At 68.9% G+C, this 13,287-nt stretch carries 13 protein-coding genes; 10 read left to right on the top strand and 3 right to left on the bottom strand.

The genetic code is table 11. From position 1 onward, the window contains the following. The first annotated feature begins 3 nt into the window (after nucleotides 1-3). From B0920_RS20525 to B0920_RS20490, 8 genes are all read left to right on the top strand, one after another. Nucleotides 4-876 carry a class I SAM-dependent methyltransferase gene (locus B0920_RS20525; RefSeq protein ID WP_078034550.1) on the top strand — a complete coding sequence of 291 codons (873 nt, stop codon included), beginning with the start codon at nucleotides 4-6 and terminating at the stop codon, nucleotides 874-876. A 304-nt stretch (nucleotides 877-1,180) separates the two neighbouring features. Next, nucleotides 1,181-1,390, top strand: a complete 210-nt coding sequence (locus tag B0920_RS20520; RefSeq protein WP_078034549.1) for a DUF2945 domain-containing protein — start codon at nucleotides 1,181-1,183, stop codon at nucleotides 1,388-1,390. A 69-nt stretch (nucleotides 1,391-1,459) separates the two neighbouring features. Beyond that, a complete protein-coding gene (locus B0920_RS20515; RefSeq protein ID WP_078034548.1) occupies nucleotides 1,460-2,647 on the top strand; it encodes a branched-chain amino acid ABC transporter substrate-binding protein in 1,188 nt (395 codons plus the stop codon). 63 nt (nucleotides 2,648-2,710) lie between these two features. Further along, a complete protein-coding gene (locus tag B0920_RS20510) occupies nucleotides 2,711-3,385 on the top strand; it encodes a response regulator transcription factor (RefSeq protein ID WP_078034547.1) in 675 nt (224 codons plus the stop codon). Beyond that, a complete protein-coding gene (locus B0920_RS20505; protein WP_078034546.1) occupies nucleotides 3,366-4,739 on the top strand; it encodes an ATP-binding protein in 1,374 nt (457 codons plus the stop codon). Before B0920_RS20510 ends, B0920_RS20505 begins: the two co-directional genes overlap by 20 nt. Nucleotides 4,740-4,819: 80 nt before the next feature. After that, the gene (locus B0920_RS20500; protein ID WP_143745859.1) at nucleotides 4,820-5,302 is read left to right on the top strand and encodes a YgiW/YdeI family stress tolerance OB fold protein; all 483 of its coding nucleotides are present in this window, start codon (nucleotides 4,820-4,822) and stop codon (nucleotides 5,300-5,302) included. A gap of 141 nt (nucleotides 5,303-5,443) precedes the next feature. Then, nucleotides 5,444-7,102: a M28 family metallopeptidase gene (locus tag B0920_RS20495; RefSeq protein ID WP_218669398.1), complete on the top strand. Its 1,659-nt coding sequence runs from the start codon at nucleotides 5,444-5,446 to the stop codon at nucleotides 7,100-7,102. A 96-nt stretch (nucleotides 7,103-7,198) separates the two neighbouring features. Then, nucleotides 7,199-8,524, top strand: coding sequence for an amidohydrolase family protein (locus B0920_RS20490; RefSeq protein ID WP_078034543.1), 1,326 nt, complete (start codon nucleotides 7,199-7,201; stop codon nucleotides 8,522-8,524). 62 nt (nucleotides 8,525-8,586) lie between these two features. Here B0920_RS20490 and B0920_RS20485 read toward each other — a convergent pair whose 3' ends face one another. Continuing rightward, the gene (locus tag B0920_RS20485) at nucleotides 8,587-9,834 is read right to left on the bottom strand and encodes a DUF819 domain-containing protein (RefSeq protein ID WP_078034542.1); all 1,248 of its coding nucleotides are present in this window, start codon (nucleotides 9,832-9,834) and stop codon (nucleotides 8,587-8,589) included. A 189-nt stretch (nucleotides 9,835-10,023) separates the two neighbouring features. On the opposite strand from B0920_RS20485, the gene B0920_RS20480 reads away from it, so the two are divergent. Both B0920_RS20480 and B0920_RS20475 read left to right on the top strand, forming a co-directional pair. Further along, nucleotides 10,024-11,607, top strand: a complete 1,584-nt coding sequence (locus B0920_RS20480) for an AbgT family transporter (RefSeq protein WP_078034541.1) — start codon at nucleotides 10,024-10,026, stop codon at nucleotides 11,605-11,607. 95 nt (nucleotides 11,608-11,702) lie between these two features. Then, nucleotides 11,703-12,218: a hypothetical protein gene (locus B0920_RS20475; RefSeq protein WP_078034540.1), complete on the top strand. Its 516-nt coding sequence runs from the start codon at nucleotides 11,703-11,705 to the stop codon at nucleotides 12,216-12,218. 51 nt (nucleotides 12,219-12,269) lie between these two features. Here B0920_RS20475 and B0920_RS20470 read toward each other — a convergent pair whose 3' ends face one another. Together B0920_RS20470 and B0920_RS20465 are read right to left on the bottom strand one after the other, a co-directional pair. Next, nucleotides 12,270-12,548: an aquaporin gene (locus B0920_RS20470; RefSeq protein WP_267873407.1), complete on the bottom strand. Its 279-nt coding sequence runs from the start codon at nucleotides 12,546-12,548 to the stop codon at nucleotides 12,270-12,272. 26 nt (nucleotides 12,549-12,574) lie between these two features. After that, nucleotides 12,575-13,252 carry a DUF1931 family protein gene (locus tag B0920_RS20465; protein WP_218669397.1) on the bottom strand — a complete coding sequence of 226 codons (678 nt, stop codon included), beginning with the start codon at nucleotides 13,250-13,252 and terminating at the stop codon, nucleotides 12,575-12,577. Nucleotides 13,253-13,287: the final 35 nt, after the last annotated feature.

Raw genomic sequence — 13,287 nt, 5'->3', positions numbered from 1 at the left:
GCCATGACCGAACCCATCCAACCCGCGCCCGGAGGGGCGCCCATGCCCGACACGCCGCAGCCCGATTTCGCCGCCATCAAGCGGCGCCAGCAGACCACCTGGGCCAGCGGCGACTTCGCCATCATCGGCGTGACCCTGCAGATCGTCGGCGAGTCGCTGGCCGAGGCGGCCGACGTCCGCGCCGGCGAGCGCGTGATCGACATCGCAGCCGGCAACGGCAACGCCACCCTGGCGGCGGCGCGCCGCTTCGCCCAGGTCACCTCGACCGACTACGTGCCGGCCCTGCTCGAGAAGGGCAGGGCGCGCGCCGCCGCCGAAGGCCTGGTGGTCGACTTCCGCGAGGCCGACGCCGAGGCGCTGCCCGTCGCCGACGCCAGCTTCGACCTGGCCCTGTCCACCTTCGGCGTCATGTTCACGCCCGACCATGCGCGCAGCGCCGCCGAGATGAAGCGGGTGGTGCGCGGCGGCGGCCGCATCGCGATGGCAAACTGGACGCCACAGGGTTTTCTGGGCGACATGTTCCGCACTTTAGGCAAGCATGTTCCTCCGCCGGCCGGGGTCGTTTCGCCGCTGCAATGGGGAACGGAAGAGCACCTGCGCGAGCTGTTCGAGGACGTGGCCGGCAGCCTGCGCGCCACGCGCAGGATGTTCAACTTCCGCTACGCCTCGCCCCAGCACATGCTGCAGGTGTTCCGCGACTTCTACGGACCGGTCCACATGGCCTTCCGCTCGCTCGACGAACTGGCCGGCGCCAAGCTGGAAGGCGACCTGCTCGACCTGCTCGAACGCAGCAATACGGGCGGACCGTCCTCGCTGGTGATACCCGCCGAATACCTCGAAGCGGTGATCACCAAGCGCAGCGAGCTCTTGCACTAAGCGCGGGACGGATGATGAGGACCAATATTTTCAAAACGGAAAGGAAGCGCGGGTATGCGTTGCCAGGGCAGGGCATGATCCCGGCCATCGCCAGACGGTGAAGTAGCGAGCGCGGTGCGCGGGTCGGCGGCGCATCAGGCCGCGTCGACCCGCGCCGCGCCGCGCACCGAATGAATGCATGGACGAACAACAGCGTCGAGATGAGCTCCTGCTTCGCGAACCGTGCTTCGCCAGGCCGGCGGATGTGTTCCAATCGCCGGCAGGCACCAGGCTGGACAGCATGGTATTGATTTGGGAGCTCATCATGACGGACACACTCAAGGTCGGCGACAAGGTCGAATGGCATTCCTCGCAGGGCGTCGTGCGCGGCACGGTCAAGAAGAAACTGACCGCGCCCACAGACATCAAGGGGCACCATGTCGCCGCCAGCAAGGACCATCCCGAATACCTGGTCGTGAGCGACAAGACCGGCGCCGAGGCGGCGCACAAGGCCGACGCGCTGAAGAAGGTGTAGACGGCGCACGATTGCTTGCAGGAACGAAGCAGCTCGGCGGTAGAATGGGACGCATCCACTTCGAGGACGATGATGATGCGACCAGCCGCCGTAATCCTGTCTGCCCTGCTTCCGCTTGCCGTACTGCCTTTCCTGTCCCCCGCCCATGCCCAGACCGTGGTCCGCATCGGCACGGCCTCGCCGCTGTCCGGACCGGGCGCCCACCTGGGCAAGGACATCGAGAACGGCGCGCGCATGGCGATCGACGAGCTGAACGCCCAGGCCCTGAGCATCGGCGGCAGCAAGATCACCTGGGCGCTGTCGCCCGAGGATGACGCCAGCGATCCCAAGACCGGCGCGGCCGTCGCCCAGAAACTGGTCGACGCCAGGGTGGCGGGGGTGGTCGGCCACCTGAATTCGGGCACCACGGTGCCGGCTTCCAAGATCTATGCCGCGGCCGGCGTGCCGCAGATCTCCCCGGCCGCCACCACGCCCCTCTACACCCGCCAGGGCTACAAGACCGCCTTGCGCGTGGTCGCCAACGACGCCCTGATCGGCCGCACCCTGGCCGCCTACGCCACCGCCAGCCTCAAGGCGCGCCGGATCGCCGTGATCGACGACCGCACCGCCTTCGGCCAGGGCCTGGCGGACGAGTTCTCGAAAGCGGTGCGCGCCGGCGGCGCCGCCGCCATCGTCAGCCGCCAGTTCACCAACGACAAGGCGCACGACTTCAGCGCCATCCTGACCCAGATCCGCGCGCAGAAACCCGACCTCGTCTTCTACGGCGGCATGGACGCGGTGGCCGGCCCCATGCTCAAGCAGATGAAGGCGCTCGGCATAGCCGCGCGCCTGGTCGCGGGCGACGGCGTCTGCTCCGAAAAGCTGCCCGAACTGGCCGGCGACGCGCTGGGCGAAGACCGCGTGTTCTGCGCCGTCGCCGGCGGCGTGAGCGGGCCGCAGGAAGCCGGTTACGAGGCCTTCGCCGAGCGCTATCGCCAGCGCTACGGCATGCCGCTGCAGACCTACGCCCCCTATGCCTACGACGCCGTGATGGTGTTCGCCGCCGCCATGCGCCAGGCCGGCTCGGTCGACCCGGCGCGCTTTCTGCCGGCGCTGGCGGCGCTGCGCCACGAGGGCGTCACCGGCAGCATCGCCTTCGACCCCCAGGGCGACCTGCGCAATGCCGCGCTCACCCTGTACACCTACCGCAAGGGCAAGAAGATCAAGCTCCAGGTGCTGCGCGCGGGCCAGGCCGCGGCGGCGCGGGCGGCGTCTTAAGATCCGCTTCATCTTGGCGGGCCAGACTGGCGTCCCGGCCCCGCTTTTCCTGCATCGACAACCATGCGACTCCTGCTCGTCGAAGACGACCTCTCCCTCGGTGACACCATCCAGGCCTGGCTCAAGCTGGACGGCCACGCGGTGGACTGGGTCCAGCGCGGCGACTCGGCCCAGACCGCGCTGGCCACCCACCGCTACGACTGCGTGCTGCTCGACCGCGGCCTGCCCGGCCTGTCCGGCGACGCCCTGCTGGCCTCCCTGCGCGCCCGTTCCAACCCGGTCCCGGTGATCCTGATCACCGCCTTCAACGCGCTGGCCGACCGGGTCGAGGGCCTGGACATGGGCGCCGACGATTACCTGGTCAAGCCCTTCGAGCTGGAAGAACTGTCGGCCCGCATCCGGGCCGCCGTGCGGCGCGGCGCCGACCGCGCCGGCAACACGCTGCGCCACGGCGCCATCGCCCTCGACCCGGAAACGCGCCAGGCCAGTCTCGACGGCCGGCCGCTGGCGCTGACCGCGCGCGAGTACCACGTGCTGTACGCGCTCATGCTGCGCAAGAATGGCATCGTCACCCGCGCCCGGATCGAGGAAAGCCTGTACGGCTGGGGCGAGGAAGTCGAGAGCAACGCAATCGAGGTCCACATCCACAATCTGCGCAAGAAGCTGGGCAGCGACAGCATCGTCACCGTGCGCGGCCTCGGCTACCGCCTGAAAAACGATGAAGACCGGGACCGCTGAGCCGCGTCCCTGGTCGCTGCGGCGCCGCCTGCTGGCGGCGATCGTCTCGGCCAGCGTCGCGCTGTGGCTGGCCAGCCTGGGCATCCTCGCCGCCATCGCCTGGAACGAAACCGGCGAGGTGTTCGACGACGCCCTCGAGGAAACCGGCGCCCTGATCCTGGCCGCCACCACCGACTGGCACGAGCGCGGCCTGCTGGAAAGCCCGCGCCCGGCCCGGCCGGAAGCGCGCAAGCTCGACCTGGCCTACCAGATCGTGCGCGAGGGCCGGGTGCTGCAGCGCACCGGCGACGCGCCCCAGCATCCTTTCGTGGCCGGTTTCGACGAGGACAGCGGCTTCGCCGACGCCCACGTGGAGGGCCGGCGCTGGCGCGTGTTCGTTATCCGCGACGGGGCCGGCCGCTTCGAGGTCCAGGTCGGCCAGGAAGTCGGCGAGCGCCTCGAGATCCTGGAAGACCTGGCCGACAGCCTGTGGCTGCCGGTGCTGGGCGTGCTGGGCCTGCTGGCCCTGGTCGCGTGGCTGCTGATCGGGCGCGTGCTGCGGCCCCTGCGCCGAACCGCCGCCGCCATCGCCGCCAAGAGCGCGGACGACCTGGCCCAGGTGCCGGCGGGCGGGCAGCCGCGCGAAGTGCTGCCCATCGTGCAGGCCCTGAACGGCGTGCTGGCGCGCCTGGACACGGCGCTGCAATCGGAGCGCCGCTTCACCGCCGACGCCGCGCACGAGCTGCGCACCCCGCTCGCCGGCCTGCACATGCAGGTGCAGCTGCTGCAGCGCCAGCATCCGGAGCTGGCCGGCTCCTTCCACAAGCTGCGCCAGGACATCGGCCGGGTCACCGGCCTGGTCGACAGCCTGCTCACCCTGGCCCGCCTCGATCCGCTGGCGCGCGGCCAGCTGGCGCGCCGGCCGGTGGCGCTGGCGCCCCTGGTCGAGCGCTTGCTCGCCGCCCACGCCGAGGAGGCGGCGCGGCGCGGCATCGCGCTCGCCACCCGGCTCGAGATCGAGCAGGTCGATGCCGACCCGCAGATGCTGGAAATCGCCCTGCGCAACCTGCTCGACAACGCCCTGCGCTACTGCCCGGCGGGCAGCCGCATCGAGCTCGCGGCCCTGCGCCTGGGCGCGCACGAGCGCATCGCGGTGCGCGACGACGGCCCCGGCGTGGACGAGGCCAGCCGCCGGCGCCTGAGCGAGCGCTTCTTCCGCGTGCTCGGGCAGGGGCAGGGCGGCAGCGGCCTCGGGCTGTCGATCGTGCGCCGTATCGCCGAACTGCACGGCGCCGAGCTGTCCTTCGGCGTAGGCCTCGATGGCCGCGGCCTGGGCGTGAGCCTCGACCTGCCGCACGCCGCGCCGGCATCTTAAGATCGGCTTAACCTGGTTTGCGTGTAATGCGTCCAGTGCCGCAGCGCGGCCTCGACCCATCCACCACGAAAGGACTGATCATGAAACGACTGGCTTCCCTCACCTGCATCGCCGTCCTGCTGGCCGGTTCGGCCGCCGCCATCGCCCAGACTGCGGGCTACACCGGCCCCTCGGCCCTAGCCCAGCCCGCGGCCGCGGCAGCGAAAGCCTACACCGGCCCCTCGACCCAGGCCCAGCCCGCAGCCGGGGCCGCGGCCGCGGCCGCGAAAGGCTACGCCGGCCCCTCCAGCGTGCCCTTGATGACCGTAAAGGACTTGCTGGACAAGGGCAAGGACGACCAGGCGGTGCGCCTCAAGGGCCGCCTGCTCAGCCACAAGGGCGGCGACGAATACGAGTTCGCCGACCAGAGCGGCAAGATGACGGTGGAGATCGACGCCGACCGCTTCCCGGCCGGGACCACCGTCGACCACAACACCCTCGTGGAGCTGAGCGGCGAGTTCGACAAGGAGACCTTCGGGGATTCCTCGCTCGACGTCGAGCAGCTCACGGTGGCGGCCAAATAATCCGCGACCTGGGACTCCACGCGAGGATGTATTACGGCGCCCGTAAATACGTGTGGCGCCGGTCTCCACCGCAAGGCTGTGCCGGCGCTGCAAGCTGTGATACTGTCAGCGCCGTGCCACTTTTAACGCATGGAGACTGCATTGAAAAACACCGGTTCCGTCCTACTGGGGCTCGCGTCCCTGGTTTCGCTGTCGGCCCAGGCGGCCGATGCCCCGTCCTTCGACCCCAGGCGCCTGTCGCAGGACGTCAAGGTCTTGTCGTCCGACGAATTCGAGGGCCGCGGCCCGAATACGGCGGGTGAGACCAAGACCGTCGACTATCTGGTCCAGCAGTTCAAGGCCGCCGGCCTGGCCCCAGGCGGCGACCTGTCCGGCGGCAAGCGCGCCTGGACCCAGGACGTGCCGCTCGGCCGCTTCGAGATCAAGGGCCCGGTCAAGCTGGTGCTGAGCGAAGGCGGCAAGACCCGCGAACTCAAGCAGGGCCCGGACATGGCCGTGCGCGCCTCGATGAGCGGCCTGAAGCAGGTCAGCTTCAAGAACGCGCCCCTGGTCTTCGTCGGCTACGGCGTCACCGCCCCCGAACGCAAATGGGACGACTTCAAGGGCATGGACCTGAAGGGCAAGCTGGCGGTGGTCCTGATCAACGACCCCGACTTCGAGACCGGGCAGGGCGAATTCGGCGGCAAGGCCATGACCTATTACGGCCGCTGGACCTACAAGTACGAAGAGATGGCGCGCCGCGGCGCGCTCGGCACCATCATCGTGCACGAGACCGCGCCGGCCTCCTACGGCTGGCCCACGGTGCAGAACTCCAACACCAACGTGATGTACGACGTGGTGCGTAAGGAGCCGCGCAAGTCGCACGCGCCGATGGAAGCCTGGATCCAGCGCGACCTGGCGGCCGGCATGTTCAAGTCGGCCGGCCTGGACTTCGAGGCCCTCAAGAAGCAGGCGCAGACGCGCGACTTCAAGCCGGTCGAGCTCAAGGGCGTGAACCTGTCGGCCGACTACGCGGTGGACGCGCAGGTGATCAAGTCCAAGAACGTGGTGGCGATCCGCGAAGGCGCCAAGCGTCCGGGCGAAGTGATCGTCTACAGCGGCCACTGGGACCACCTGGGCGTGGGCCAGCCCGACGCCCAGGGCGACAAGATCTACAACGGCGCGGTCGACAACGCGACCGGCATCGCCGCCATGCTGGAGCTGGCGCGCGCCTACGGCAAGCAGCCGGCGCCGGACCGCAGCATCGTGTTCCTGGCGGTGACCGCGGAAGAGAAGGGCCTGCTCGGTTCCGAGTACTACGCCTCCAACCCGCTCTATCCGCTGGCCTCGACGGTGGGCGTGATCAACATGGACGCGCTCAGCCCGCGCGGCCCGTCCCGGGACTTCAACATCTCCGGCAGCGCCAAGCTGGAGCTGCTGGACCGCCTGGTGGCCAAGGCCAAGGGCTGGAACATGCGCTATTCTCCGGATCCGAAGCCGGAAGCGGGCTACTTCTTCCGTTCCGACCACTTCCCCTTCGCCAAGCGCGGCGTGCCGGCGATTTCCTTCGGCTCGGGCAACGACTGGGTCGAGGGCGGCGTCAAGGCCGGCAAGGCCAGCGAGGAAGCCTACACCGAGAAGAACTACCACCAGCCTTCGGACGAATTCGATCCGACCTGGAGCTTCACCGGCATGGCGCGCGACCTCGAGCTGCTGTACGCCGTGGGCGCGGAACTCGCCAATTCCACCGTGTGGCCGAACTGGTCGCCTGATTCGGAGTTCCGCGCGGCCCGCGACCAGTCCGCGGCACAGCGCAAATAAGCCTTGATGCATCCGCGAACGCCACCCACGAGGTGGCGTTTCGCTTTGGCCTGCCCCGAACGGGGCTTCAACCCATCTTCATCGACATCGACCACCATGTTCCGAACCCGTCTCGCCATCGCGGCCCTGGGCTGCGCCCTGGGTAGCGCCGCCGTCTTCGCCGCGCCCGCTTCCGATTCCGCCATCACCCTGGTCCAGGCCGGCCGCCTGCTGGACCGCCCCGGCCAGGCCCCGCGCGGCCCCTCGACCCTGGTGATCCAGGCCGGCAAGGTGCAGGCCGTGCTGGACGGCTTCGTCGGGGCCGAAAAATACGCCGGCGCGCGCGTGCTCGACCTGCGCCAGCGCTTCGTGCTGCCTGGCCTGATCGACAGCCACGTCCACCTCACCAGCGACCGCGCTGGCATCGAGGGCCAGCTGGCGGGCGTGACCGACAGCCCGGCCGCTTTCGCCTACGAGGCGCAGATGAACGCGATCAAGACCCTGCGCGCCGGCTTCACCACCGTGCGCAACCTGGGCGACGGTCCGGAGGGCGTCACCCTGGCGCTGCGCGACGCCATCAACCGCGGCTGGGCGCAGGGCCCGCGCATCATCGACGCCGGCACCTCGATCTCCACCACCTCGGGCCACATGGACGGCCGGCTCGGCTACGCCGACTGGATCCAGCACGGGGTCTCGACCGAGAACCTGTGCGACGGCCCGGAAAGCTGCCGCAAGGCGGTGCGGCGCCAGATCGGGCGCGGCGTGGACGTGATCAAGATCGCCACCACGGGCGGCGTGAACAGCGTGGTCGGCGCCGGCGTCGGCCGCCAGATCTTCGACGACGAAGTCAAGGCCCTGGTCGACACCGCCCACCTGTACGGCAAGAAGGTGGCGGTGCACGCCCACGGCGACGAGGGCATCAAGGCCGCGCTGGCGGCGGGCGCCGATTCGATCGAGCACGGCACCCTGCTGGACGAGGCCGGCGTGAAGCTCTACCTGAAGTCGGGCGCCTATTACGTGCCGACCCTGTCGACGGTGAACGGCTACAAGGAGCGCATCGCCGCCAACCCGGACGCCTATCCGCCGGCGGTGCGCGCCAAGATCGACTGGCGCATCGGCGTCACCGGCAAGGCGCTGCGCCTGGCGCACCAGAAGGGCGTGAAGATCGCCTTCGGCACCGACGCCGGGGTCTCGAAACACGGGCGCAATGCCGACGAGTTCGAGCTGCTGGTCGAATTCGGCATGAGCCCGGCCGAGGCGATCAAGGCCGCCACCGTCAACGCGGCCGATCTGTTGGGCGTGGGCGCGACCACGGGCACGCTGGAACCCGGCAAGCACGCCGACCTGATCGCCGTCGGCGGCGATCCGCTGTCCGACGTCAAGACCCTGAAAAAAGTCGGCTTCGTGATGAAGGGCGGCGAGGTCGTCAAGGACGAGGGCTGAACCCGGGCGCGTCCGGCGGGCGCCTCGGGCCGCCAATCAGGCGGCCATCTTAGTCGGTGGACTCAGGCTCCCGCGAGCGCGCGCAGGGTGATGCCGGTGATGTAGGCGCAATACGTGCCCAGGGCATACCCGAGCACGGCCAGCAGCACCCCGACCGGCGCCAGCGCCGGGTGGAAGGCGCTGGCGACCACCGGCGCCGAGGCGGCGGCGCCGATGTTGGCCTGGGAGCCGACCGCCATCATGAAGAGCGGGGCCCGGATCAGCTTGGCCACCAGGATCATGAGGCCGCCGTGGAAGGCGATCCAGATCAGGCCCAGCAGGAACAGCCAGGGCCGGTCGAGCAGGGCCTTCAGGTCCATCTGCATGCCGATCGTGGCGACCAGGAAGTAGAGCATGACCGAACCGAGGCGCGAGGCCCCCGCGCCCTCGTAGGTGCGGGCCTTGGTGAAGCTGAGCAGCAGGCCGATGGTGGTGGCGATCACGACGATCCAGAAGAAGCCGGAAGTCAGGCTGTAGTCCTGCAGGCGCCAGTGCGCCGGCAGGCTGCCGATCCAGGCGACCGCGAGCTGCCCCAGGAAATGCGCCAGCCCGGTCGCGCCGAAGGCGATCCCCAGGATCACCATGAAGTCGGTCAGGCTGGGAATGCGGGCATGCAGGGCCTGGTATTGCTCGATGCTGTCGCGCAGGCGGTGCAGCGCGCTCAGGTCGGCGCCGGTCCAGCGGTCGAAGACCGCAGCGCGGCTGGCCAGGAACAGCAGCACCGCGGTCCACAGGTTGCCGATCAGGACGTCGACCGCGACGAACTGGCCGAACATGGTGGCGTCGACCGCGAACACTTCGCGCATTGCGGCCTGGTTGGCGCCGCCGCCGATCCAGGCGCCGGCGACCGTGCTCATGCCGCGCCAGGTGTCGCCTGCCACCGTCTCGGGATGGATCACGCGCAAGGCCTCGAAGGACACCAGGGCGCCCAGCATCACGCCGGCGGTCCCGGTCAGGAACATGATCACCGCTTTCGGGCCGAGACGGACGATGGCCTTGAAATCGATGGCCACGCACAGCAGCACCAGGGAGCCGGGCAGGAGGTAGTCGCGCGCCACCGGATACAGCTTCGAGCTCGTGCCGTCGATCACGCCCAGGGTATTGAGCAGCGAGGGCAGCAGGTAGCACAGCAGCAGGGCCGGCACGTACTTGTAGAAGCCCTTCCAGAAAGCGCTGTCGCGCGAGGCGGTCCACAACACGCCGCCGAGGATGGCGGCCAGCATGCCGAAGATGACGGCGTCGTTGGTGATCATGGGCGCGGCAGGGGGCATGCGGACTCCGGTGAGGTCGGGCGGCGGGCGCCGGGATGGCGCTGGCTTGCGGCAAGGGAGTATCCCGGGCTTGTCCCGCCGCCGTCAACGGCCGGTATGTAAATTCACGAAAACAATTTGCAATCTCGCAACTTTTGCGTCACATTAGCGCTGCCCTATCCACTTGTACGCCACGACCGAGGAAAGACGATGACTGCACCTGCACCTGCACCTGCACCCGCGCCCGCCACGAACGTGTTCAACCGCATCCTGAACGGCATCGAAAAGGCGGGCAACAAGCTGCCCGATCCCGCCATCCTGTTCGCCCTGCTGCTGGGGGTGGTGTGGCTCACGTCCTGGGCGATGTCGGGCATGGTCTTCACCGAGATCGATCCGCGCTCGGGGCAGGCGATCCAGATCAAGAACCTGCTCGCGCCCGCCGCGCTGACCGAATTCGCCGGCCGCATCGTCAATACCTTCGTCAGCTTCCCGCCACTGGGCGTGGTGCTGGTGGCCATGCTGGGGCTGGGTGTGGCGGAGTACACCGGCTTCATCAACGCCGGCCTGCGCAAGATCCTGTCGGTCACGCCCCGGCTCTTCCTGACCCCGGTCCTGATCGCCGTCGGCATCCTCAGCCACGTGGCGGTGGACGCCGGCTACGTGCTGGTGATCCCGCTCGGCGCGGTGATCTTCTATGCCGCCGGCCGCCATCCGCTGGCCGGCATCGCCGCCGCCTTCGCCGGCGTCTCGGGCGGCTTTTCCGCCACCTTCTTCCTGCCCTCCAGCCTCGACCCGCTGCTGGCGGGCCTGACCCAGGTCGCCGCGCGCCTGTCCTCCGATCCGGCCGCGGCGACGATCGTTATCAACCCGCTCAACAACTACTACTTCACGACCGCCTCGACCTTCCTGGTGGTCCTGGTCGGCTGGTTCCTGACCGACAAGGTGATCGAGCCGCGCCTGAAGGCGACCGTGGTCGACGGCGACCCCGCCGGACTGCCGAAGATGGACCCGCTGCAGCCGAACGAACTGCGCGGCCTGCGCTGGGCGGGCCTGGCCATGCTCGCCAGCCTGGCGCTGCTGGTGCTGTCGATCCTGCCGGAGAACTCGGCCTGGCGCGCGCCGGACACCCGCGAGCTGACCCACGCCTCGGCGCCGCTGATGCAGGCGATCGTGCCCTTGATCTTCATCTTCTTCCTGATCCCGGGCGTGGTGTACGGCTACGTCGCCGGCACCGCGAGCAGCCACCGCGACATCGTCAAGGGCATGAGCCACGCGATGAGCGGCATGGGCTATTACATCGTCATGGCCTTTTTCTGCGCCCAGTTCATCTACGCCTTCGGCCAGGCCAACCTCGGGGCGCTGCTGGCGATCAAGGGCGCGCTGTGGCTGAAGGAAATGGCTTTCCCGCTGGGCGTCACCCTGGCCGGGATCGTCGTGCTGACCAGCACCGTCAATCTCTTCGTCGGTTCGGCCTCGGCCAAGTGGGCGCTGATCGGCGCGGTGATGGTGCCGATGCTGATGGAACTGGGCGTCTCGCCGGACTTCACCCAGGCCGCCTATCGCGTGGGCGATTCCTCGACCAACATCATCACGCCCCTCCTGCCTTATTTCCCCCTGATTATCGTGTTCTGCCGTAAATACGTGCAGGCGACCGGCATCGGCACCCTGATCGCGCTGATGCTGCCGTATTCGCTGTCCCTGCTGGTGTGCTGGACACTGTTCCTGCTCGGGTTCTGGGCGCTCGACCTGCCGCTGGGCGTGGGCGCGACCTACACCTATCCTCCCCAGGGCTGAGCGCGCACAGCGGGCGCCTCGGGCGAGCGTCCCGCAGGGCAGGGGTGCGGGCGCCGCGGCGGGGCGGATGCGGTAGAATCCGGATTCGCCTTCCCATGCTTTTTCCACTGGCCGGAGACATCGACATCCTGCGCTTTCTCGTCACGACCGCAATCCGCCAGCCCAGGCTGACGATGGTGTTCGCCTTGCTGGTGCTGGCCGCCCTGGCCGGCACGATGACCTACACCGGTTTCCTTGTCATCGGGGTGCTGGCCGAGTACCTCGGCACGGGCCGCTTCGTCGCGGGCTTGCTGCTCGGCGCGCTGCTGGCGCGCTTTCCCTGGGTCAGCCAGGGCAAGCTGCGCGTCGTCGGCCTGTTGCCGAAACCCGTGCGCCGGCCCTTCATCCTGGGCCTGCTCGCGCTCTGCCTGCTGCACTTCCTGACGCAGGGCGACTATCCGGCCGCCGGGTTCACGGGCGGCGCGACGGCCTTCCTGCTCGCCTATCCCTGGATGCGGCGGGCGCTCTTCGATCGGGTGATGTCGTCCTTCTCCAGATTCGGCGGGCGCACTGCGCCGGCGCAGAGGGACGACATGGTGATCGATGCCGAATTCAAGGAAAAGAAGGACTGAGGGCTTGCGCCCGCGGGCGCGCTCCGGTCCGCCGCCAGGCCCCGGCCCGCTTCAGGGATGGGCGACCGATCCCGGGGCGGGGCCCCTGGCAGCCGGCGACTCCATGCCCAGGATGCGGTAGACCGCCGCTCCCAGTATCGCTCCCGTCACTGGCGCCACCCGGAACGGCCCGGGCTGGCGCGTGGCCCGGTCGCCCACCTGGACCGCCACGGCGGTGCTGCGCGCCGGGCTGACCGAGGTGTTGGTGACCGGAATGCCGATCAGCTGGATCAGGGTCAGCGCCAGTCCGATGGCGAGCGGGGCGAAGGCCGGTGCCGCGCGCGCGCGCAGCGGCGCAGCGCTCGCCGGGCTTGCGGCTAGAGCAGCAGGTCGAACAGCTTGAAGGCCTTGTCCCAGTCCCGGCTCATCGGATTCTTCAGGTCCGGGTCGACGATCTTGAACGAGCGGGCGAGCGCAACACTCAGCCCGCCTGCGATCTCGGGCAGCCTGGCCCTGGTCTCGTCGCTGTACTCCATGTCCAGCACGGGCAGCCTGGTCAGCTGATCGAGGACATCCTGAAGCGCGATGTCTTCATCGAGCGCCCTGAAGGCGTGGATGCTTTCCTGAAGGCCTTTGGTGATCGGCAGGTCGTGAGGCTCGATGACATCGCGGTCGTTGGCCTTCGCGGTGGCCTGGCCACGCACCAGCAGGTCGGCGATCTCGCGATTGACGAACTCGTCGTAGCGCCGCAGGTCTTCCTTGTCGATGTCCAGGCTGGCGGCGGCGCGGAAGAAGCGCTCGAACTTGGGAATATTCATGACGGCCATGATGGGGTCCGGAGAGAGGAGGGGGGACTTCAGCTTAATCCGCCCCCCAGGGGAATGAAAGATTGTTCTGATAAGGTGGAAAATTCCTTTTTGGAGAATAGCCGGCTGCGGGACCGGGACGATGCGCTCCAGGACCTGTCCATCCATCGGCGCGTCAAGCGCGACGCCGACCTGCCCGCTTGAAGTGCCGCGCGCCGCCCGCATGTTGCTGCAATGGCGCTTCGTCATGACAGGGGACCGGCAATGGCCAGTACAGGAGCTTC

It is taken from the genome of Massilia sp. KIM (assembly GCF_002007115.1).
GTDB lineage: Bacteria > Pseudomonadota > Gammaproteobacteria > Burkholderiales > Burkholderiaceae_D > Telluria.
Note: the sequence above shows the minus strand (reverse complement) of the source record. Positions and strands in the feature narration are given on the sequence as shown.